This is a genomic window from Williamsia muralis, assembly GCF_051487485.1.
Lineage (GTDB): Bacteria > Actinomycetota > Actinomycetes > Mycobacteriales > Mycobacteriaceae > Williamsia > Williamsia muralis_B.
In genome coordinates this window covers 247,297-269,104 of the sequence record NZ_JAHVCV010000001.1, presented here as the reverse complement: position 1 = coordinate 269,104, position 21,808 = coordinate 247,297, and the positions used below count along the sequence as shown (strand labels likewise).

The following is a 21,808-nucleotide window of genomic DNA, read 5'->3' as shown; positions in this document are numbered from 1 at the left end:
GTTACGACACGTCACAACACGGAGGAATTGCCATGAAGCTCGAGTTCTTGTTCATCCCCACCTCGGATCTGCAGGCGTCGGTTGCCCTTTATCGCGACACACTCGGATTCACCGAGTTGTGGCGCGAAGGGGACGCGACCGCTGCCCTGTCCCTGCCGGGCAGCGAGGTGCAGGTCATGCTGGACGCCAACGATCCGACAGCCCCGGCGGGGCCATTGTTCGTGGTCGAGAGCGTCGAAGACTTCCATGCGTCGCGTCCGAGCACGCTTGCGGTCATCGATGAGCCGGACGAGATTCCCGGCGGCTTCCTCGCGACCTACCGCGATCCGGGCGGCGCGACGATCTACGTGATGGATCAATCGACGGATCAAACCGGGGAGTGATCCCGCAGGTCGGCGCCTGTTTTACCGGCAGTTCCGATCATGTGTGATCTAAATCTCGCATCGAACCGAAGTTTGCGGTATCAAGAATCGAGGCCCGACGCAGAAACCGTCGGACAACCGGGGATTCTTCTTACGTCGATCGGGGAGGTGTGTTTGCGATGTCGCTGAAACCACAGCAGCAGCAAATGGTGGAGTTCGAGTCGCACTGGTACCAGTTCGGCGGTGGCCCGTCCGATCAGATCCGTGAGCGGTTCGGCATGCCCGTCCGTGACTTCTTCGCCGAATTGAACAACATCGTCGACGAAGAACCGCCGTCGTCACTCAATCCGCACGATGTCGAACGGATGCGCGGAGTGATCCGACGCCGGCTCTGGCTCGCCAGCTGACCGAATCGGTTACTTCTTCTTGGTCCCTGGGAGGATTCCCGCGTCGATCACCGATTTGACGAATGGCTTTGTTGCCGTGAGCAATTGCTCGGTGTCGCCGTCGGTACACCACGCAGCGGCAGCTGCATCGTCGGTGAGTTCCTCGATGTGGTTGTAGAGGTCGGCGCCGGCTGCAGTGAGGATCTCGCCCGACTCCGCCTGATCGATCAACCCGCGCGCCCGCAGATTGTCCGCGGCCGCACTCCAGTCGTCCTCGGACCAGCCGCGGGTCACCATCACCAGCTTCTTACCGAGCAGGCGGCGCCGCACTGTGGGGTCGGGATGCTGTGCCTCGTGAAGCACCAGCGCTTCGAGCCGGTCGAGGCCTGCGGTGACCAATGCGGCGATGTGGGCGTCACCGCGCCACTCGCGAACGGTTGCGATCGAATGCCACAGCCGAACGTGCGGTTGCGTCGGCGGCTGCGAGTTGGCCCATGCCGCGGCGAGCGTGCGCCCGCCCATGGGCAGGTCTGCAGCCTTCTGGGCGTAGCGATCCGCCAACTCGTCGAGCACGGGATTCCCGACTTGGTCACCGAGCGCCCGGCCCAGCGTCTCGTCGAGCATTTGATAACGGCGGTCGTTCACCACGTCGAGGCCCACGGCCTTGGCGGCATCCCATCCGGGACCGACCACCGTGGGGCTGAAGTTGAAGAACGCCGCAGCGACAACCGAGGCGTCACATGGTCCCAACGGAGCGCCCCGAGCGCCCACATACCAGCCATGGAAGTCCAGTCCGGTGTCGGCGCAAGCGGCTTTGATGTCGGGGCTGAAGTAGGCGACGACGTGAAACGGTTCGAGGGTCTCGTACGCCGCCCGGGCAAGTGCCCGATCAGATTCTGAGTACTTCAACGTCATGTTTTCCCCAACTGCCGATTGAGCGGTGTGCCCGATGACCCTCACCCTACGGTTCGAGAATCCGGCCGCGGGCCGTTGACACCGATCCCGGCTGCATCGTCGAGGTCAGCGACGGCCCGTCGGTTTGAGCACCACCTCATGGGGATGGGCGTCGGCCGGCGTGTGGATGGCTGCCACCACCGCGGACGCCACCGTGTTGGGCAACAAGAACTGCGCGGCGTCGTACTCTCCGCCCTCCATCGCCACCAACTCCTGCTGCATGTCGGTGTCGATGCGCCCGGGGAAGATCGACGTGACCCGCAGCGATGGTTCTTCAGCCCGAACAACATCGGCCAGTGCGCGCAGGCCGAACTTGCTCGCGGCATAGACACCCCACCCCGGATTGGCGTGCCTGCCGGCACCCGAGTTGATGAACACCACGTGCCCCCTCGCGGCACGGAGTGCGGGCAGCAGGAGCCGGGTCAGCTCGGCGGCGGCGATCAGGTTGACCTCGAGCACCCGTCGCCATTCGTCGGCCGGGGTGTCTTCGATCGAACCCCAGCTGATCACGCCGGCGTTGTGCACCAGGACGTCGAGTTCGCTGATCGCCTCGGTGGCGGCCGCGAGTTCGTCGGGGTCGGTGAGTTCGACAGGCCAGGTGGTAGCCCCGTCGAGTTGCAATGCGATGTTGTCCAATTCGGTCGACGGGCGACCGCCGAGCAACAGGTCGTGGGTGGGCGCGAGCAGTCGGGCGATGGAAGCGCCCAGGCCGCGGCTGGCCCCGGTGATCAACGCGGTTGGCATGGTCGCCACCCTAGTCAGCACCCTGGGTTGTCAGAGGGTCCGGACGACGAGATGGGCACGATTGCGCCCGTGGGGCCAGAATGTGACCGTGGGATACGTCGGCTTCACCAACACGCAACTGTCGGCGCGCGCCGCCTATCTGCTGCGTGGCAATGATCTGGGCACCATGACCAGCGCGGCTCCGCGTCTGTACCCGCACATGTGGAGCTGGGATGCGGCGTTTGTCACGGTCGGCCTCGCGCCGCTGAGTGTGGAACGAGCGGTGGTCGAGATGGACACCCTGCTCTCGGCGCAGTGGGGCAACGGGATGATCCCGCACATCGTCTTCGCGAACGGTCGCGACGGGTACTTTCCGGGTCCGGCGCGATGGGAGTGTTCACAGCTCGCGTTCAACGCACCGCGGGCTCCGCACACCTCTGGCATCACCCAGCCGCCCGTCCACGCCATTGCGGTGCAACGCATCCTCGACCATTCCCGCCGTCAGGGCCGCACCACACGCTCGGTCGCCGAGGAGTTCCTCGATCGGAGATGGGGCGATCTCGTCCGGTGGCACCGGTGGCTCGCACATGCCCGGGATCCCCAGGGTCGCGGTCGCATCACGCTCTACCACGGCTGGGAATCGGGGATGGACAACTCGCCCCGCTGGGATGCCGCCTACGAGAACGTGAAGCCGGGAGCCGATCTGCCGCCGTACACCCGTGCCGACCTCTCCCATGGCGCCGACGCCTCGATGCGCCCATCCGACGTCGAGTACGACCGCTATCTGTGGCTGGTCCACGAGATGAAGATGGCGAATTACGACGATGCGGTGCTGCCCGAGGTCATGAGTTTCGCCATCGAAGACGTCTTCGTCAGCGCGATCTTCGCGGTGGCGTGTGACGTGCTCGCGACGATCGGCGAGGACTATTCGAAACCTCGCTCGGATGTCCGTGACCTGCGGGCCTGGGCGGATCGATACCGTGCCGGCGTCGCGGCGGCGACCGCGGAACGCAACGGGGCCGCTCGCGACTTCGATCTGCGTGCGGGCCGCTGGATCAACACCGAGACCATCGCGATGTTCGCACCGCTGTTGTGTGGTGGCCTGCCGCGCGAGCGTGAGCGTGCACTGCTGAAGCTCTTCGAAGGTCCTCGCTTCTGCGGTCACCCCGACCTCAAGTACGCGGTGCCGCCGTCGACCTCACCGATCTCGGCGGACTTCAAATCAAGGGAGTACTGGCGCGGGCCGGTATGGCCGGTGATGACCTGGCTGTTCTCGTGGGCATTCGCCCGTCGCGGATGGACGGAACGCTCGGCGCGGCTGCGTGAAGAAGGGCTGAGGCAGGCGCAAGACGGGTCGTTCGCCGAATATTACGAACCGTTCACCGGGGAGCCGCTGGGTAGCATGCAGCAATCCTGGACCGCTGCAGCCGTTTTGGACTGGCTGGACTAGCTGAACTGATTGGATCAGTACATGCATGAGCCCCCGGCCGGAGCCGAGTCGATCTCACTGACGTTGCCGACCGTTGATCTGCAGGCGTTCGCCTGGGGACCGGCAGACGGAACACTGGCCCTGTGCCTCCACGGTTTCCCTGACACCGCGTACACATGGCGGCACCTCGGACCGCGACTGGCCGAGCAGGGCTACCGGGTGATCGCTCCGTTCGGCAGGGGATACGCGCCTTCCGGACTCGCCCGCGACGGCGATTACCACGTGGGCGCACTGATGTACGACGCCGTGGAGATCCACCGATGCCTGGACGCCGATGATCAGGCCGTGGTGGTCGGGCACGACTGGGGCGCACTCACCTCGAATGGGCTGGCGGCGTTTGAAGGCTCACCGTTCCGCACCGTGGTGTCGATGGCGGTACCTCCGATCGGGGCATTCACCCAGGTGCGTTCCGACCCCGCGGCGATGGCGAAATTGTATGCACGGCAAGCATTTCTGAGCTGGTACACCATGTTCGTCCAATTGCCGCGCCTGTCGGAGCGGACATTGGACAAGCTCATCCCGCTGCTCTGGCGGAGATGGTCACCGGGATTCGACGCCACCGAAGACCTGCGGTACGTCTTCGACTCGTTGCCCAGCGCAGCGCATCGCACCGCGGTCTTGGCGTACTACCGGGCGACGCTGAGACCCACCCGGCCCGCCGAGCGCTACCGGTCGATGCAGAGGGCGATGACGGCCGAAGCCCGCACACCCACCCTCTACCTGCACGGTGCAGACGACGGATGTATGCAGGCCGGCTTCGCCGAACGGGCGGGTGCGGTGTTGCCTGCCGGCAGCGACGTCCGCGTTGTCGAGGCCGCCGGGCATTTCCTGCATCTGGAACAGCCCGAGGTGGTCGGTGACCTGATCGTCGAGTTCCTGGCCTGACGCGTTGACTGTAAAAACAGTCCGTTCGGCATTGTTCCGGCGGTGACCCGGATCTAAACTGCTCGGTGATGAGCACCTCAACCCGGAGGACGCGCGCAGAGAGTCGCGTGGACAAGTTCGGCGAACGGCAGCGAGAGCTTGCCCGGTCGGCGCTGGCGACTCTGGCTGAGCGGGGCTACGCGAACACAAGTCTGCGCGATATCGCCAGCAACTCCGATTTCACCCACGGGGTGCTCCACTACTACTTCGCCGACAAGAACGAACTCATCATCTTCGGCGTACGCGAGTACAAGGCCGAATGTGTCACCCGGTACGACGCCGCGATCGACAGCTCGGAAAGCGTCGAAGACCTCGCCGAACGGTTCTCAGCCGCCATGGCCGCGAGCCTGACGGACGAGGCCGCGATGCATCGGCTCTGGTACGACATGCGTGCTCAGAGCTACTTCGACGATGTCTTCCGGCCGGCCGTCGGTGAGATCGAACAGGGTCTGGAAGCGATGATCTGGCGGATGGTCACGCGCCATTCCGAGTTCACGGGTAAGCCCCCGGTGTTGAGTCCGCCGGTGGCCTACGCGATCTTCGACGGCCTGTTCCAGCAAGCACTGTTCCGGTGGTTCGCCGGTCACCAGGGTTCGGCAGACGCCCTGGCCGCGCAGGTCTCCGCCATCATCGTCGCGATGACAGCCAAGCCCTGACCTCACCTGACCTGCGAATTCGCTCCACTTACGCGCGTCTGCGCCCGTTGCACCGGGAGCAGACGTCGGTAAGCGGAGCGAATCCGGCAGGTGGGGTCAGACGCCGATCTGACCGCCCGACTTCCACACCGAGACCACCGACGGACGTGGCTGCGAATCGCCACCCTCGGGCCAGTTCGAGTAAGGCTTGTCGGCCGAGTACTCGTCTTCTTCACCGGGGTGCTGGACGCACACGATGATCCGGTCTGTGTCGATGATCGGACCGCAGGTCTCGGCACCTCTCGGCACGGTGAGGAACTGCTTCGTCTCGCCGCGGTTGTCGCCCTCGAGTGCAACGGCGAACAGACCGTCGTTGTTCTTCAGCGCGTTGCCGTCGGTGGAGATCCACAGGTTCCCGTGCGGATCGAAGGCCACGTTGTCCGGGCACGAGATGGGGCTGACCTTGGTCTTGTCGAATCCGCCGTAGTAGGTGTCGGCGGCGGCCGGGTCGCCGCACACCAGCAACAGGTCCCAGGTGAATTCGGTACCGGCATGGTCATCGGTGAACTCGATGACCTGCCCGTTCTTGTTCTCGTTCCGGGGATTGGCCTCGTCGACGCCGGCCTTGCCCGCCGTACCGCGCTTGTCGTTGTTGGTCAGCGCGCAGTAGACCTTGCCGGTCTTGGGGTGTGGCTCGATGTCTTCGGGACGGTCCATCTTGGTGGCCCCGACCTTGTCGGCCGCCAGCCGGGTGAACACTGCCACCTCCTGGGCCGTCATGCCCTCGACCTTGGACTCGGCGCCGTCGTCGGTGACAGTGAGCAGCGGGAACCACTTGCCCGTTCCGGCAAACGATCCCGAGGAAGGGAGCTTGCCGCTGCCGTCGATCTGATCGGGCTGGTTACCGGTCAATTGGGCCACGTACAGCGTGCCGTTCGACAGGATGGTCATGTTGTGCTGCATGGCCGCCGCACCCACGCCTGGCTGAATCTTCTTGCTGGACACGAACTTGTAGATGTACTCGAAGCGCTCGTCGTCACCGGTGTAGGCGACCACGGTGCCGTCGTCGGTGACAAAGATGTTGGCGCCCTCGTGCTTGAGGCGACCCATCGAGGAATGCTTGACGGGAGTGGACTTGGGGTCGTGTGGATTGACCTCCACGACGTAGCCGAATCGGTTGGCCTCGTTGGGTTCCTTGGCCAGATCGAACCGGGTCTCGTACTTGCCCCACTGATGGAAGTCGTCTTCATCGTCGAAGCTGTACCGCTCGAGGCGGTCTTTCGCCGTGGAGTCGGTGACGGTGGAGGCGCCGGTGAAGTAACCGTTGAAGTTCTCTTCGCCGGAGATCATGGTTCCCCATGGTGTGAGACCACCGGAGCAGTTGCCGATGGTGCCGAGCACCGTGGTTCCCTGGGGATCGGCGTTGGTCTTCACGAACTCGCTGCCTGCCGCCGGGCCGGTCAGGGTGAACGGACTCATCGCCGTGAGGCGTCGATTCCGTTCGCCGACAACGGGAGTCAACTTGCCTGACCCGTCTTCGCTCTTCACCTCGACAACCGTGATGCCGTGTGCAGCCATGGCGATCCGCGCCTGCTGCTCGGTCGGTTCCTTCGGTTTGTAACCCTTGAACATGAACTCTTCGGTGGTGTACTCCTGGTTGACCACCAGGTAGTAGTGCCCCGCCTGTCCCTCGATGGGGATCAGTCCGGCGAAGTCGTTGTTGAACCCGAACTGCTTTTCCTGCGCCTCAGGGGTCTGGTTGTCAAAATCGAAGGCGGGTGCCCCGGGCACCACCGGGTCGCCCCACATGATCACCACGGCCTGTTCATAGCCATCGGGGATGATCAGTGCGTCCTCGGTGTTCGGTGCGACCGGGACGAAGTTCATCCCGTTGCCGTCGCCGGTGCCGGTGACCTCCACCGCACTCGACGGTTGCGCCGTCGACTTGCTGTCATCACCGCATGCTGCGAGGGCCGAGGTGGCTCCCACAGCGACCACTGCGGCGGCCGAACCACGCAGTACCGAGCGGCGTGAGACCGCGTTGCGGGCGATGTCCCGGAAGTACTCGTTGTCGCTGGTGTTGGGAGGTTCATGCCAGCATGCGTCGCCACATTTGTAGTGGCACGTCACGCGGGAGCGCTTCGAGGCGCCTGCGTGTTTATCAAAAATGGCAAGTGGAACTCTCACCGTGGTGACTCCCTGTGCTGACGAAAGTGATGGGCTGACGAGGTCGCGGGCTTCGACCAACTTGTCGAACGGTAGGCATCGCAGTGAAACCGGCGGGAACCTGAACATGAATCAGCGGTAAAGACTCGCGGTTACGCGATTAAGGTTGGTGTTTGTGAGGGCGGATGGTTACGACGCGGTGGTGGTCGGATCAGGACCGAACGGTTTGTCGGCAGCGGTCACACTCGCCAAGGCCGGCCGCAAGGTTCTGGTGCTCGAATCTCATCCGACGATCGGTGGTGGAACCCGGACCAGCGAGCTGACCGAACCCGGCTTTTGGCACGACATGTGCTCGGTGGTGCACCCGACCGGATTGGCCTCGCCGGCATTCAATTCGATGGATCTCGGACGGTACGGGCTGGAATGGCTCGACCCCGAGGTACAGCTGTCGCAGGTGTTCGGGGACGGCACCGCGCTGCCGCTGTTCCGGGATCTCGCGCGCACCAAGGAGACGCTCGGCCGTGACGCTGCCGCTTGGGGCGCGACCCTCGGATTTGCCGCCAAACATTCGCAGGACCTGATCAGCGACTTCTTCGGGCCGTTCCGGATCCCGCGCCACCTGCTGGTGGCGGCCAGGTTCGGACCGCAGGCGCTGCTGAGTGCAGACGCGTTCAACAAGATCATGTTCCGCGATCCACGTACCCGTACGTTGTTCGCGGCCATCGCAACTCACGTGGTGCGGCCCACAAGCGGGGTGGCCACGGCGTCGTTCGGGTTGATCCTCGGGATGCTCGCGCACGCGGGCGGATGGCCGATCGCGCGAGGCGGGAGTCAGTCGATCGCCGATGCCCTCGCCGGCGCGCTCAGAGCTCACGGTGGCGAGATCCGAACCGACCACCCGGTGCGGAGTTTCGACGACATGCCCGACACCCGCCTGAAGTTCTTCGACATCGACCCGACCCAGTTCAGCAGGATCATGGGCGACCGTCTGCCGACTCGTTACCGCAGCCGCCTGGCCAAATACCGTTATGGCCCAGGGTCGTTCAAGATCGACTACGCATTGAGTGAACCGATCCCCTGGAACGACCCCTACACCGCGAAGTCGGCGACCTTTCACATCGCCTCGGACGACCAGCAGATCAGGCAGAACGAAGAGGACGTGAAGGCAGGACGCCATCCAGAGCGTCCCAATCTCATCGGCGGAACGCCGAGCGTGATCGACCCGTCACGTGCTCCGGACGGCAAACACGTCGCCTGGGCGTATTGCCATGTGCCCCATGACTCTGACGTCGACATGACCGAAGCGGTCGAAGCGCAGATCGAGCGCTGCGCCCCAGGGTTCAAGGACGTGATCATCGCCAGGCACAGCATGACGGCCAAGCAGCTCTCGGTGTACAACCCGAACTACGTAGGCGGCGACATCAATTCGGGTGTGTCCGATTTGCGGCAATTGTTCACTCGGCCCGTGGTTGCGCGCGTGCCGTACGCAACACCCGTGGACGGTGTCTACCTGTGTGCGTCATCGACTCCGCCCGGCGGCGGCGTCCACGGTATGTGTGGCATGCATGCCGCGCAGGCCGCGATTCGTCGGCACGGTTGATGCACACTGGAACTCATGAGCACACCAATTCAGATCGCAGTCCAGTTACAGCCACAGCACGCGGCCGACTACAACAACATCCGTGACGCGGTTCGCCGCGCCGAAGACGCCGGAGTTGATGTCGCGTTCAACTGGGACCACTTCTACCCGCTCTACGGTGAGCCGGACGGCGCGCACTTCGAATGCTGGACGATGCTCGCGGCGTGGGCCGAGCAGACCTCACGCATCCAGCTGGGCGCTCTGGTCACCTGCAACAGCTACCGCAACCCGGATCTGCTGGCCGACATGTCCCGCACCGTCGACCACATCTCGGGTGGCCGGCTGATCCTCGGCATCGGCTCGGGCTGGTTCGAACGCGACTACACCGAATACGGGTACGACTTCGGGACCAAGGGAAGCCGACTGGACGCCCTCGGCGAGGCACTGCCCCGGATCAAGAACCGGTTCGCGAAGCTCAACCCGGCGCCCGTTCGCGAGATCCCCATCCTGATCGGTGGCGGCGGCGAGAAGAAGACGCTCAAGTTCGTCGCCCAGCACGCTCACTACTGGCATTCCTTCGTCGACCTGGAGACCTACCGGCACAAGTCGCAGGTACTGGCCGATCACTGCGCAACAGTCGGTCGCGACCCCGGCGAGATCGCCCACTCGGCGGAGCTGTCGCAGGCAGGCGGCCTCGACGAAGCCGTGAAACTCGCCGACAGCCTCGCCGACGAGGGCGTTTCCCTGTTCACAGTCGGTGTCAACGGCCCCGACTACGACATCTCGCTGGCGACCGAACTGTGCAAGTGGCGTGACCGCCGGAACGGATAGGTAGGCGCGCACCTCCCCACATGCGCGATAATGGCCTCGATCGCGCGCCGATCACGAGATCGCGACATGCGACGAATCAGAAGGCCGCAGGTGGGGAGGTGACTGCGCGATGACGTATTGGTCCTCGACGCAAGCCCGCCTGATGGCCGAGCCCGAGTTCATCTCGACCATCGGCAGGCTCATCCAATCGGTGGCGCCTCTCGGTGCCACCGGAGCCAAAGCCACCTTCAGTTTTGCCGGTACCGCCACCCGCTATGCGCTGACCTACTTCGGGCCGGTGCCGCCGACGCCCATCCCGATGCCGCCGGCTGCGCTCGAAGTGGCCAGAGACCTGAGGGTGGGGCGGTATCAATCCGGGGCCGATGCGTGTCTGCTGCTCGAGATCGTGCTGGGGCCCGGCGCCCCGGTTGTCCGGTTCGACCACGGTGAGCACGGGCCGATCGATCCGGCACTGATCTTCGACGCCGAGGCCTACCGCGACGATCTGCTGAGGTATCCGCGGGACGCCCCGCAGTGGTTGGTCGACTACGTCGGGGGCGTTCCCCTTGCGCACCTGCTGTCGGGCTCGTACTTCCCGTTCCCATCCGCAGGGTCGGTGCCCGCCCGCGCCACCGATGCCGCTGCAGCCGTGACCATCACGCTGGACTTCATCCGCAACCACCGGATCGACCACGCGGGGCACAATTTGTACTCCCTGGCAGCGCAACGGATTCAGGCGGGCTGGCGGGTTTTCACACAAACACCAGCCGACCCGGCGCGATCAGGCGGCCGCATGCGTTTGGTGTTTCTTGTAGCCGACGACGCGGTGGTCGAGATCCCCTCGCCGGCAATGACTCCCGAGTCCAACGAGATGGCGTTCACCCAGCGTGCGTTCGAACGGGCACATGCCCGTTCGCAGGTGCCGTCTACTCCCACCCCCGTGCAGCACGGCGGAGGAGTGGGCGTGGCGATTCGTGGCCCCCAGGAGTCGACACAGGATGTTCCCGGCGCACGTGAGGCGCAGACCGCACGCGACAACATCTGGCGGGGCGTCGGACGAATGTATGAGCAGGTGCTCGCACCGCTACCCGACAACGAGGTGTTGTGGCCGGGCGGTACGAGGGGCTTTCGGGTGGTGGCGCGCGAACGGACCACCGTGGTGGCCACCGATGGTCTGTCGGCGCCGAGTCTTGTCGGTGCGCTGAACGGTTCGATGGTCGGTGTGGGCGCCGAGTTCTTCGTCGAGTCCATCGACCCCGAGCTGCGTGCCGACGAAAGTGCGCGCGAGCATTGGCTTTTCACGATCATCGCCGCGGTCGCGGCCCATGCTGCCTCCGGCGGACAAGATTTCGTGCGCACCATCACCGCTTCCGTCGACCCGGTGTATGTCGAGCTCGCCGGCGTGCGGGCGCCCCGGGAGTGGGCGGTCGGCAGCACCGTGGGTGTACTGCTGAGCAACAAGGGCTGGGGCGCCCCGAGTGGTTTCGACACCCCGCTCGGCCGAGTGGCTCTGGTCTCGGTGACGCTGTTACGAGCGAGCGAGGCAGTCACCACCTCCGCGTGGCCGACGGCCGCAGGTGAGATCTTCCGTCAGCTCTCGGCCCGGCGGATCGGCCACTACTTCGATCCGCACCGGGAAGCCATCTACTGACCCGCCGTACGGCCTCTACCGCCGTCGACGGGTTCGTCGCTAACGGGTGGGAACCACCACGGCCCGACCCCGGACCTTGCCGGCGTGGAGTTGTTCGTAGGCCGTCGGCGCATCGTCCATCGAGAACTCGGACACCGTCACGCTGATCGCACCGCGTCTGGCGAGTTCGATGACCTCCATCAGTTCGCTCCGCGATCCCCAGTTGACCACGCGCACAGACACATCGAACGGCAGGGTGAGGTACCCGGCTCCCACGGTGCCTGTGCCGACACCGATCAGGACGATCTCGCCGGCCGCGGCCACCAACGATTGCGCGAGATCGGCTGTGCTCTGTGCACCGACGAAGTCGAAGACCGCATCGACGCCGCGACCACCGGTGAGCTCCCTGATACGTTCTCCCGCATCGGAATCGGAGATGAAGGAGTGGTGCGCACCCAGTTCGAGTGCTTGATCGACCCGCGATCGATCGAGATCAACAGCGATGACAGTTGCCTGAGTCAGCGCACGGAGCAACTGAACACCTACGTGACCCAGACCGCCGACCCCGATCACCAGTGCGGTGGTGCCGGGCGACAGACGCGACAGTGAGGGCTTGATGGCGTGATACGGTGTGAGCCCGGCGTCGGTCAGTGAGACGCTCGCGACCGGGTCGAGATCACCCAACGGCACGAGATGCCGTGGACTGTCGACGATCATGTACTCGGCCATGGTGCCCGGCCGGTGGATTCCGGGTGCACTGATCCCGTGAACACAGTTGTTCTCACTGCCCTGCGCGCAGGAATGGCACATCCCGCAGCCCCATGGTCCGTACACCAGCACCGCTTGGCCGACCTCGATGCCGGTGGTGCCCGGACCGAGTTCCTCGACGACGCCCGCGCCCTCGTGCCCGAGGGTCAACGGCAGTGGCGCGAACACATACTGGTCGGCGGGCGTCGACATGATGAACTCATCGGAGTGGCAGGCGCCCGATGCGGTCATCTTCAGCAGCACCTCGCCGGGCCCGGGCACCGGTTTGTCGACCGTGACGACCTCCGGACGTGCCCCGAATTCTCGGTACTGCAGCGCTTTCATGGTCGCGGACACGGTCAGTCGACGTCCTCGCCGATCCACTGCGAGAGCAGATGATGAATGTGACGGATCTTCACCTCTTGGTACCGGGCCAGTGGCAGGTACTTCGACTGTGCCGACTTCAGACCCTTGTGCACCTTGGGCATGTTGTACGCGTCCTGGTCGAACACCCGCGCAGAGCTACCCAGAACGGTGGCCTCGATCCACGACTGATCAGGTTCGAGCCATTGGGTTTTCGCCGGTTTGGGCCGCTCGCCTTTGAAGGGGCCGAGCAGGTAGACGTCCATGATCGACGTCTCGTGGTCGTCGCCGTTGGGCCGGAACCGGTAGACGATGCGCTGGTAGGCGCCCCACGGGTGAAAGTTGGGGAACACGGTGTAGTAGATGCTGTCGAGCGACTCGGCATCGGACATGTTGTCTGCCTTGACATCTCCGATGATGTCACGCAGGCCCTCGCGGGCCAGCATCCCGGACATCTCGCGGGCGGTGACGCCGTCGGGCAGCGTCACCATCGGGTCCTCGTCGATGCGGGCGTCGACCATCGAGTCGAACATCTCCTGTTCGGACGGGACGAACTTGATGTGCGGGCTGGGCACACCGTTCGCGGTGATGCCGCGGTTGAAGTTGCCCCAGCTGTCGTACTGACTGTTCGAGTCGCCGGTGCCCACCACTCGCTGCGGATGGGTGGTGATGACGTGGAATGCCTCGGAGAAGGCCTCCTGCGCGATCTTCCAGTTGGCCTGGATGACCTGGGCGACATGGGCCTGGATGTAGCGGTCCTCCAAAGGCCAAGCCTCGAAGTGCTTTCCGAGGTCACCGAGGAAACTCGCGAGCGATTCTGAGGCCGGGTCCATGTTGATGAAGACGAAACCACCCCAGGTGTCGACCTTGACCTGCGGCAGATCCATCTTGCCCTGGTCGACCTGAGGGAAGTCCCAGGCACAGGTCATGGATTTGAGTGATCCATCGAAGTTCCAGGCGAATCCATGGAAAGGACAACGGATCTCGTTACCTGCAGGCCCGTCCTCTTCGCGCAGCGTGCGGCCACGGTGCAGGCACGAGTTGTAGAACGCGCGGATGCCCATGTCCTTGCCCCGCACGATCAGGATCGACTTCTCGCAGATCTCGTAGACGAGGGTGTCACCCGGTTCGGGGATCTCCTCCTCGCGGCATGCCATCTGCCAGACCTTGTACCACATGCGGTCGCGCTCGAGCTCGTGGTACTTGCGGCTGATGTAGCGGGAGACCGGCACGAAGTTCTGGTCTTCGTACTTCTCGTGCGACTCCTCGCGCAGGATGTCGGGTACCGGATGGGTGTCGGTGTCGAGCAGCCGCTGGTACGCGGTTCCGTTCTCGATGAAACCGTCGTCGGCTGCCGACTGTCCGGTGGGGCGCGCTTCGGTGGTCACAGTTTGCCTCCTTGTTCCAGGCTGACGGCGAGAGCATCCTGTGCTGCTTTGTCGGCCTGCATCTTCTCGAGCAATTTCGCGGCGCCCATGAAGCGGCGGTTCTGGGTGATCGGCACCGGCTCGCGCGGTCCGAGACCCACCCACCGGGCCAGTTCGGGATCCACGGCCTTCACCTCGCCGTGCAGGTACCGCCCCTCGGGGTCGAAAGTGCCGGTCTTGCCGTCTTTGGTGGTGACCCGGACGTTGAAATCGTCATCGAATTCGTAGATCGCCCGGCTCATCGGATGCTTGATCTGGCGCATCGCGTGCTCCCTCTTCTGAGACTCGCTGCCTTACTTGGTACCGAATGCACTAACTGTAGCAGCGAAGAGTGATCGCGAGCACAAATTTCTTTAGGTTGTCACCAAAAAGTAGGTCAGCGGCGACGACTCACCCATTCGAGTGCGCCCGACACCAGGGCTCGGTAGTTCGCGTCGCGCAACGTGGGCGCCTTGTCGCCGGGTTGCAGGTAGACCAGCCGGCTTCGGCCATTGGTCTTCGTCCACCCGACCAGGGAGGAACCCTCGCGATGTCGCCAGCCCTCCCGGTCGTCGCGGCGGCCCGCCATGGCCAGCGACGTCGACCAGTGGACGGCGTCGGTCATCTCGGCATCCGTCCGCAATAGTGGCTCGACGTCGTCTTCGAAGACCTCGCACAGGTACGTCTCGTCGGTAAGCCCGAACTCTGCGGGCACCTGCGAGACCACCGGATGAGCCGCGTCGACCACCGAGATCGTCTCTGGCACTGCGTGTCGATAGCCCGAATCCGGGCAGGTCACGCCACGGACCACACCTGGCTGGTAGAGGTAGCGACCCCCGACGAACTCCGCCCAGTCATCCCAGCGCGCCCAGGATGCGAGTGCGTGGTGGAGCACCACGTACCCGTGGCCCGTGTGGGGTGCCGATCGGACGGCCTCGCGGATCGATTCCGGGGGATCAGTCGGCTCCGGAAGGGTCCCGGGCATGTCGTAGTGGAGTGATGCGTCGAACTCGGCGAGTTCCGCGGGGGAGATGTCTGCGTCCGGATGCTCACGCCACGTGATGTCCGCAGGCAGGGAGTCGAGGAACTCGGCGAAGGCCTCCCGGTCGAAGGAATGCCCACCCGTGACAGCCAGAACTCGCATCGAAACGCTCCACTTCGTCGAACTCAACTGGTATTGCTGTCAAGTTACTCGACGGAGTGGCGTGGAGGGGCGGGTCAGCGACCTTCGATCATCCTCGAGCAGACCTCGGTGGTCGCAGTGCGCAGCCGGGGGACGGGGATGTCGGCGAGCGGCCCACCCTCGATACGGAGCGGCTGTATGGCGATGGTCATCGCGATCATCGTGCGCACCCGAAGCGAGCGAGCGGCGTGCTGTGCCGCGGCAGCGCGCTTGTTGGGAGGCACATCGGTGACCGGGAAATAGTCGAATGCGCGGCGGATGTGCCGTTCCTCGTACTCCTTGGTGAGCAGACGTGTTCCGGGAGTCGCGCCGCCCGCCATCTGCAGAAACAGCATGCGTGCCGAGTTCGGGTGCTCCGCGGTCCAGTCCCACACGGCCGAGACGACCTCTTTGAAAGAGTCGGCATCTGCCGAGACGTCATCGGGTCGGGCCGAGTACGCCGCCTTGGAGCTGGCGTCCATCGCGTATCCAAGAGCGCTCTCGAAGAGCTCTTCTTTGCTGGCGAAGTGGTAGTAGACGGCGGTGGGGACCATGCCGGCTTCCTCGGCGATCTCCTGGATGGAGGCCTCGGCGAAACCCTTCTTGGAAAACACTCTGACCGCTGCTTTCACGATCAGGTGGCGCCGGGACGGCCGGTGCGCCGAGCCCTTTGCCGGCGCGGCCTTCTTCACGGGTTCGTCGGGGTCGGAGTCGTCTGCCGGTTCGGGTGTCGGCGACCCGAGGCCACCGCCCGGTTGGTCATCCGCCGCAGGCAGCGAGTCCCAGCCCAGCCAGTTCTCGTCGGTGTCCAGCGTCCGGCTGTCGGTGGTGCGTTCACCGTTCGATGCCGGTGTGGTTGTTTTCCGCCGTGCCACAGTCGTTCCTCCTCGCCCCGGATGACTGCATTGCCCCTTGAGTTACCACATCAGGATGTCACAGCCTCGAGAACTTGTTCCGCCTGTCATCATCTAGTGCATGACAAGCAAGGGTGGGGAGCCAAGGAGGTCCGGCGCTGGTACGTCTGCTGCCGCGACCCCGGTGGGCAAGGGGACCAAAAGAGCAGCACACAGGCCCTCGCGGCGCGAAGTGGTGGTCGAAGCTGCGATGCACCTGTACTCCGTCAGATCGATCGAAGACGTCACCGTCGCCGACATCGCTGCCGAGGCCCATATGACCTCGGCCGCGGTCTACTACCACTACCCGTCCAAAGACGAGGTGTTGCTCGGTGGCCTGCGCCTTTTCGCAGAGCAACTGCTCGATGAGCTGCGGGGCAAAGTGGCCGAGGATCCCGACGCACCGCTCGGCGACATCATCGTGCGTTTGCTGGAATGGACCGACAGCCAGCGGTCGGCGTCGCTGGTCTACTTCGTTCGGTCGCCCGGTTGGAGTCTGTCGATCGAGGCCCTCCGCCGAGAGGTGCGCCTGGAGATGCTCGCGGTGTTCTCAGCCGAGCTGCGAACGCGCAATCGCATTGCGTCGAAGGCGAAGCAGGCTGCCGCCGCAACCGCGCTGTCGAGTCTGCTGGAGGTCTCAGCCGGGTCATGGCTCACCGAAGACGCTGTGCTGGCCAACCTCGGCCGCCGAAAATTCTCCGACGAGGTCCGAGAGTTGGCGGCGGACATCTGCAGTGTGTGATTCACATCGCTGGTCTCGGACTGCACTTCTGAGACTCACTCAGGCCATCTAGCTGGCAATTCGAAAACGTATCTTTAGACCGACGACAGTTTGTGGTTGACTGGCAGAGTGCTCAGTCAGCCGCGTGCCCGCTCCATAGACCTCGACAATCCGTTCGCCCCCCTGGACGGCTTGTGCGAGCTCGTATTGGTGCGTCACGGTGAGCAGCAGCTCACCAAGGAGTTGAGCGCCGGGGAGACCGTGGACCCGCCGCTGTCGGAGACCGGTGAACGCCAGGTCCAGGCAGTTGCCGACCGCCTGGCAGCCACCCGGGTCGACGCCGTGTACAGCTCGCCGTTGCAACGGGCGTTGCGTACCGGTACTGAGATCGGTGCCCGGCACGGTCTGACCCCCGAGGTGCGCGACACCCTCACCGAGTTCGAGCCGTGGCAGAATTTCCCTGCAGACCAGTCGCCGTTCGAGGTGCTGCCTCACGACGAGATCTCGACCATCTTCCGCGAACACATCCGCACCAGGCGGTACGAGGCGTTTCCGTACGCCGAGGACGGGGCCGCATTCCGGGCACGTGTGCTCGGCGAGCTGTCGCGCATCATCGACGCGCATCTCGGTCAGCGGGTGGTCGTCACCGCTCACGGCGGCGTCATCAACGCCGCGCTCGCCGACGCACTGGGCAGTGGATTCGACATGCCGGTGCGGGTGCACCACACATCCATCTCGGTTCTGCGGGGGGCGGACACGCGCCGCGCGGTGCAGTCGATCAACGACTTCTCCCACGTGCTGTCTTTCCAGACACACGTGGGCGCAATGAATCTCTGACCTTCCAGGGGGCCACCCGCCTCCGCCCCATCACAAGGAGTACCAATGGATCTCAATCTCAAGGGCAAGCGCGCAATCGTCAGTGGTGCGAGCCGCGGCATCGGCCTGGCCATCACCCGGACCCTGTTGAACGAGGGCGCCTCCGTCGGAATCTGTGCGCGCGGTCAGGAACACCTCGATGAGGTCGCCGCCGAATTGTCCGAGTACGGAACGGTTTTCCACAAGGCGGTCGACGTCGGCGACAGCGAGTCGGTCAAGTCGTTTGTCGATGCATCCGCAGAAGCGCTCGGCGGCATCGACATCGTGATCGTCAACGCCTCTGCCGCCACCGGCAAAGGCCCGCAGGCGTGGGTGAACAGCTTCAACGTGGACCTGATGAGCCTGGTCAACTTCATCGAATCGACCTCCGGTCATCTCGAGGACAGCGAGGCGGCCGCCGTGGTCGCCATCGCGACCACCTCGGCGCTCGAGGCCGGCCCGATCACCACGGCCAACAGTTACGGCGCACTGAAGGCGGCCGCGTTGCAGCATGCTTCAGCACAGGCAAAAGCGCTCGGACCCAAGGGTATCCGCGTCAACTCGGTGTCGCCGGGACCGATCTTCTTCGAAGGTGGCGCGTGGGACACCATCAAGACCAGCCGCCCGGCGCTCTATGAGGGTGCGCTCGAGGCGGCAGCGATGGGCAAACTGGGTTCGGCCGAGGACGTGGCGAACGCCGTTGTGTTCCTGGCATCTCCCGCTGCCGGTCACATCACCGGAACCAACCTGGTCGTCGACGGCGGATTCACGAACCGCTTCGACTTCTGATCGATCGACATCTCGGCGAGTGGACAACGACATGACCAGTAGCGACAACAATGATCAGCCGGCCGACGTGGTCATCCTCGGCGGCGGATCCGGCGGCTATGCGTGCGCCCTGCGGGCGGCGCAGCTGGGCATGTCGGTGGTCCTCGTCGAAGCCGGAAAGCTCGGCGGCACATGCCTTCACAACGGGTGCATCCCCACCAAGGCGTTGCTGCACGCGGCCGAGGTGGCCGACTCGGTGCGCGAAGCCCACGGCTTCGGCATCAAGGCCACCCTCGACGGCATCGACATGAGTGCCGTCAACAGCTACAAGAACGACGTCATCGCCGGTCTCTATCGTGGACTCCAGGGCTTGGTGGCCTCGCGTGGTATCGAGGTTGTCGCCGGCTACGGCCGAGTGGTCGCCGACCGTACGGTCGAAGTCGAACTCGCTGCGGGTGGGCGTGCCCGATACCGCGGAGAGGCGCTGGTGCTCGCGACAGGTTCGCAGGCCAGGAGCCTCCCCGGACTCGAGCTCGGAGGGCCAGTGATGACCAGCGACAGGGCTCTGGAGCTCGACACCGTTCCCGATCGGGTGGTGGTTCTCGGTGGTGGTGTCATCGGATGCGAGTTCGCCAGTGTCTGGGCATCTCTGGGCACCGAGGTGACCATCGTGGAAGCTGCTCCGCGCCTGCTGCCCACTGAAGACGAGTGGAGCTCCAAGCAGGTCGAGCGCGCCTTTCGCAAACGAGGCATCAAGAGCCTGACGGGTACCGCTTTAGCATCCGTGACCACGGACGCCGACGGCGGCGTCGACGTCGAGTTGGCCGACGGCAGGCACGTCAGCGCAGATCTGCTGCTGGTGTCGGTGGGACGGGGTCCGCGAACTGCCGGGCTGGGGTTCGAAGAGGCCGGCGTCGAAGTCGACCGCGGGTGGGTGATCACCGACGAGTTGTTGCAGACCGGCGCGCCAGGTGTGTTCGCGGTGGGGGACATCGTGCCCGGGCCGCAGTTGGCGCACCGTGGTTTTGCCCAGGGCATCCTGGTGGCCGAGCAACTCGCCGGACTGGACGCGATGCCCATCGCGGACAAGAGTATTCCGAGGGTGACGTACTCGAATCCGGAAGTGGCATCGGTGGGCCTGACGGAGTCGGAGGCAGCCGACATGTACGGCGAGATCTCCACGGCCGTCTACGATCTCGGTGGCAACGGCAAGAGTCGAATACTGCGGACGACAGGCGGGATCAAGCTAGTGCGCGCCGGCGAGAACGGACCCGTTGTCGGTATCCACATGGTTGGTGCCCGCGTCGGGGAGCTCATCGGTGAAGCGCAACTCATCTACAACTGGGAAGCGACTGCCGGCGATGTCGCCCAGCTGATCCACGCTCATCCCACACAGGCCGAAGCGCTCGGTGAGGCCCATCTCGCGTTGGCGGGCAAGGCACTGCACGCACACGGCTGAACGCGCTCCCGGTTCACGCGGAAAGAGGAACACATGTCCGGACCCTCGGGCCGTATCGACGCGGTACTGGTGTGTGGCGGCCAATGGCACGACTTCAACTACGCTCGGCTGCAACTTCTTTCGGCCTTGGCGGACTACGAGCACGTGCGTACCCGCGTCTTCGAGAACTACGACTGTCTCGAAGCGATCGACTCGGCGGACATGCTGATCACCTATACGTGCAATGTGGTTCCCGACGCCGGCCAGCAACAAGCACTGATCGACTTCGTCGGAGGCGGCGGTAGATGGCTCGCCCTGCACGGGACCAACTCGGCGATCGAGCCGACGGCGCCGGGAAGCCCGAGTAAGTACGTGACCCCCAGGTCGATGGGTGAACTGCCAGCTGTCATCGGAAGCCAGTTCCTGGGACATCCGCCGATAGCGCCGTACCTCGTCGAGATCACCGATCCGGACCATCCGTTCGTCGCCGACGTTGAACCGTTCGAGGTGACCGACGAGTTGTACATCAGCGAACTGCATCCGCCCATCCAGGTGCTCGCGCACACCCGGTTCGTCGGTGCGTCAACGGGTTTCGAGGAGGGGCACACCAATGTGGACGAGCCCCGTCCCGTCTTGTACCTCAAGGACCACGGCGAGGGAACGGTCTGCTACTTCACCCTCGGTCACTGCCGGGGGCGGTTCGACGTGCAGGACCTGGGCATCGACGACCTCGGCAAGGTGGACCGGGGCAGCTGGGTGGTTCCGCAATTCGACACCATCCTGGCGCGGTGCCTCGAATGGGCCATCACCGGACTGATCAGCCCGGAGCCCGTCTAGCCTGCGAAAGCTCTTCTCAGCGCATCACATTGCGATCCGAAGTAGGTTCTGGACACCTCTGCCCGCCGCGCCACCAGATCGAACCCGTGAAAGGCGCCCGGTACGGTGACGAACTCACACGGTACGCCGGCCTCTTCGAGACGCTCGGCGTACCTCTTGTCCTCGTCGAAGAACAGATCGAGTGTGCCGACCCCGATCCATGCCGGCGCGACGCCGCTGAGGTTTTCGCGACGCGCAGGGACCGCCGTCAAGGGATCGGCGTCGCCGAGGTAGCTCTGCCAGCCGAAACGATTGCTCTGTGCGTCCCACAGCCGATGATGTCGATCAGGTGTCTTCGAGCGGTCGTCGAGCATCGGATACGACAGGAGCTGCAGCACCGGATTTATCCCGCCGCGGTCGGCAGCACGCAACGCCAGTGCCGCCGCCAGCCCGCCCCCTGCGCTGGCACCACCGATTGCGATGTTGGCAGGGTCGATGTCCGGCTGAGTGGCCATCCATTGCAGCGTGGCGTCGCAGTCGTCGAGTGCGGCGGGGTAAGGGTTGTCCGGGGCCAGCCGGTAGTCCACGGAAACCACTGTCGCGGAGAGCTTCTCGGCGAAGGCGCGGCAGAGGGCGTCATCTTGCGCGGCCGCACCGATGACGTATCCGCCACCGTGTATCCACAGGAGTGCAGGCGATGGCGCGGTGGTGCCCGGATGCCTGAACACCCGTGCAGAGGCGCCTGTCTCGAGCTGGTGAACTTCCACGTCTTCGCCGGAGGGAAGGATGGTTCTCAATTTCCGCATGACCGGCAGGGTCCGACGGCTGACCAGTCGAGGTGGCAACAGCATCGATGCCAAGCGCAGATCGGGATGGAACTCGGCGCGGTCTCGGATGCGGCTGATCATCGGTGGCCGACAGGCGCCGTGGGTGTGTCCATGATGAGCAATCGTAGGTGACGCCGCAGAGGTGGCGCGGGTC

The 21,808-nt window shown here is 64.6% G+C and carries 22 protein-coding genes; 13 read left to right on the top strand and 9 right to left on the bottom strand.

The window, feature by feature from the left end; genetic code table 11:
- Positions 1 to 32 precede the first annotated feature (32 nt).
- Both KXR83_RS01330 and KXR83_RS01325 read left to right on the top strand, forming a co-directional pair.
- Positions 33 to 383, top strand: coding sequence for a VOC family protein (locus KXR83_RS01330; protein WP_437423244.1), 351 nt, complete (start codon positions 33 to 35; stop codon positions 381 to 383).
- Positions 384 to 541: 158 nt separating this feature from the next.
- Entirely contained in the window at positions 542 to 769 is a 228-nt protein-coding gene (locus KXR83_RS01325) for a DUF3263 domain-containing protein (RefSeq protein WP_031332404.1), read from the top strand.
- Positions 770 to 778: 9 nt separating this feature from the next.
- Here KXR83_RS01325 and KXR83_RS01320 read toward each other — a convergent pair whose 3' ends face one another.
- Both KXR83_RS01320 and KXR83_RS01315 read right to left on the bottom strand, forming a co-directional pair.
- Entirely contained in the window at positions 779 to 1,663 is an 885-nt protein-coding gene (locus KXR83_RS01320) for an SCO6745 family protein (protein WP_437423243.1), read from the bottom strand.
- 105 nt (positions 1,664 to 1,768) lie between these two features.
- A complete protein-coding gene (locus KXR83_RS01315) occupies positions 1,769 to 2,446 on the bottom strand; it encodes an SDR family oxidoreductase (protein WP_437423242.1) in 678 nt (225 codons plus the stop codon).
- 88 nt (positions 2,447 to 2,534) lie between these two features.
- Here KXR83_RS01315 and ggh point away from each other — a divergent pair, with 88 nt between their 5' ends.
- The 3 genes from ggh (at position 2,535) to KXR83_RS01300 (ending at position 5,494) form a co-directional block, all read left to right on the top strand.
- Positions 2,535 to 3,875 carry a glucosylglycerate hydrolase gene (gene ggh, locus KXR83_RS01310; protein ID WP_437423241.1) on the top strand — a complete coding sequence of 447 codons (1,341 nt, stop codon included), beginning with the start codon at positions 2,535 to 2,537 and terminating at the stop codon, positions 3,873 to 3,875.
- Positions 3,876 to 3,896: 21 nt separating this feature from the next.
- Positions 3,897 to 4,799, top strand: coding sequence for an alpha/beta hydrolase (locus tag KXR83_RS01305; RefSeq protein ID WP_437423240.1), 903 nt, complete (start codon positions 3,897 to 3,899; stop codon positions 4,797 to 4,799).
- A gap of 68 nt (positions 4,800 to 4,867) precedes the next feature.
- Entirely contained in the window at positions 4,868 to 5,494 is a 627-nt protein-coding gene (locus KXR83_RS01300; protein WP_437423239.1) for a TetR/AcrR family transcriptional regulator, read from the top strand.
- Positions 5,495 to 5,590: 96 nt separating this feature from the next.
- Here KXR83_RS01300 and KXR83_RS01295 read toward each other — a convergent pair whose 3' ends face one another.
- Entirely contained in the window at positions 5,591 to 7,660 is a 2,070-nt protein-coding gene (locus tag KXR83_RS01295; protein WP_437423238.1) for a PhoX family protein, read from the bottom strand.
- Between the two features lie 154 nt (positions 7,661 to 7,814).
- Between KXR83_RS01295 and KXR83_RS01290 the strand changes: the two genes are divergently transcribed.
- From KXR83_RS01290 to KXR83_RS01280, 3 genes are all read left to right on the top strand, one after another.
- On the top strand, positions 7,815 to 9,239 hold the full coding sequence (locus KXR83_RS01290) for a phytoene desaturase family protein (protein WP_437423237.1): 1,425 nt from the start codon (positions 7,815 to 7,817) through the stop codon (positions 9,237 to 9,239).
- 15 nt (positions 9,240 to 9,254) lie between these two features.
- Positions 9,255 to 10,049 (top strand): LLM class F420-dependent oxidoreductase, encoded by a 795-nt coding sequence (locus tag KXR83_RS01285; protein WP_062796226.1) that lies wholly within the window; start codon positions 9,255 to 9,257, stop codon positions 10,047 to 10,049.
- A 109-nt stretch (positions 10,050 to 10,158) separates the two neighbouring features.
- Positions 10,159 to 11,679, top strand: a complete 1,521-nt coding sequence (locus tag KXR83_RS01280; RefSeq protein ID WP_437423236.1) for a hypothetical protein — start codon at positions 10,159 to 10,161, stop codon at positions 11,677 to 11,679.
- 39 nt (positions 11,680 to 11,718) lie between these two features.
- Here KXR83_RS01280 and KXR83_RS01275 read toward each other — a convergent pair whose 3' ends face one another.
- From KXR83_RS01275 to KXR83_RS01255, 5 genes are all read right to left on the bottom strand, one after another.
- The gene (locus tag KXR83_RS01275; protein ID WP_437423589.1) at positions 11,719 to 12,750 is read right to left on the bottom strand and encodes an NAD(P)-dependent alcohol dehydrogenase; all 1,032 of its coding nucleotides are present in this window, start codon (positions 12,748 to 12,750) and stop codon (positions 11,719 to 11,721) included.
- A gap of 14 nt (positions 12,751 to 12,764) precedes the next feature.
- Positions 12,765 to 14,156, bottom strand: coding sequence for an aromatic ring-hydroxylating oxygenase subunit alpha (locus KXR83_RS01270; protein WP_437423235.1), 1,392 nt, complete (start codon positions 14,154 to 14,156; stop codon positions 12,765 to 12,767).
- Entirely contained in the window at positions 14,153 to 14,458 is a 306-nt protein-coding gene (locus KXR83_RS01265) for a hypothetical protein (protein ID WP_116916272.1), read from the bottom strand. Before KXR83_RS01265 ends, KXR83_RS01270 begins: the two co-directional genes overlap by 4 nt.
- Before the next feature lie 113 nt (positions 14,459 to 14,571).
- Positions 14,572 to 15,318 (bottom strand): ThuA domain-containing protein, encoded by a 747-nt coding sequence (locus KXR83_RS01260; RefSeq protein WP_437423234.1) that lies wholly within the window; start codon positions 15,316 to 15,318, stop codon positions 14,572 to 14,574.
- Between the two features lie 74 nt (positions 15,319 to 15,392).
- Positions 15,393 to 16,211 (bottom strand): TetR/AcrR family transcriptional regulator, encoded by an 819-nt coding sequence (locus KXR83_RS01255; RefSeq protein WP_437423233.1) that lies wholly within the window; start codon positions 16,209 to 16,211, stop codon positions 15,393 to 15,395.
- Between the two features lie 100 nt (positions 16,212 to 16,311).
- Here KXR83_RS01255 and KXR83_RS01250 point away from each other — a divergent pair, with 100 nt between their 5' ends.
- From KXR83_RS01250 to KXR83_RS01230, 5 genes are all read left to right on the top strand, one after another.
- Entirely contained in the window at positions 16,312 to 16,971 is a 660-nt protein-coding gene (locus KXR83_RS01250; protein ID WP_437423232.1) for a TetR/AcrR family transcriptional regulator, read from the top strand.
- 96 nt (positions 16,972 to 17,067) lie between these two features.
- Positions 17,068 to 17,787 carry a histidine phosphatase family protein gene (locus KXR83_RS01245; RefSeq protein WP_437423231.1) on the top strand — a complete coding sequence of 240 codons (720 nt, stop codon included), beginning with the start codon at positions 17,068 to 17,070 and terminating at the stop codon, positions 17,785 to 17,787.
- Between the two features lie 45 nt (positions 17,788 to 17,832).
- On the top strand, positions 17,833 to 18,594 hold the full coding sequence (locus KXR83_RS01240; protein WP_437423230.1) for an SDR family NAD(P)-dependent oxidoreductase: 762 nt from the start codon (positions 17,833 to 17,835) through the stop codon (positions 18,592 to 18,594).
- Between the two features lie 31 nt (positions 18,595 to 18,625).
- Positions 18,626 to 20,032 carry a dihydrolipoyl dehydrogenase gene (gene lpdA / locus KXR83_RS01235; RefSeq protein WP_437423229.1) on the top strand — a complete coding sequence of 469 codons (1,407 nt, stop codon included), beginning with the start codon at positions 18,626 to 18,628 and terminating at the stop codon, positions 20,030 to 20,032.
- A 33-nt stretch (positions 20,033 to 20,065) separates the two neighbouring features.
- The gene (locus tag KXR83_RS01230) at positions 20,066 to 20,848 is read left to right on the top strand and encodes a ThuA domain-containing protein (RefSeq protein WP_437423228.1); all 783 of its coding nucleotides are present in this window, start codon (positions 20,066 to 20,068) and stop codon (positions 20,846 to 20,848) included.
- Here KXR83_RS01230 and KXR83_RS01225 read toward each other — a convergent pair.
- Positions 20,845 to 21,735 (bottom strand): alpha/beta hydrolase, encoded by an 891-nt coding sequence (locus tag KXR83_RS01225; protein WP_437423227.1) that lies wholly within the window; start codon positions 21,733 to 21,735, stop codon positions 20,845 to 20,847. The genes KXR83_RS01230 and KXR83_RS01225 overlap by 4 nt on opposite strands.
- Positions 21,736 to 21,808: the final 73 nt, after the last annotated feature.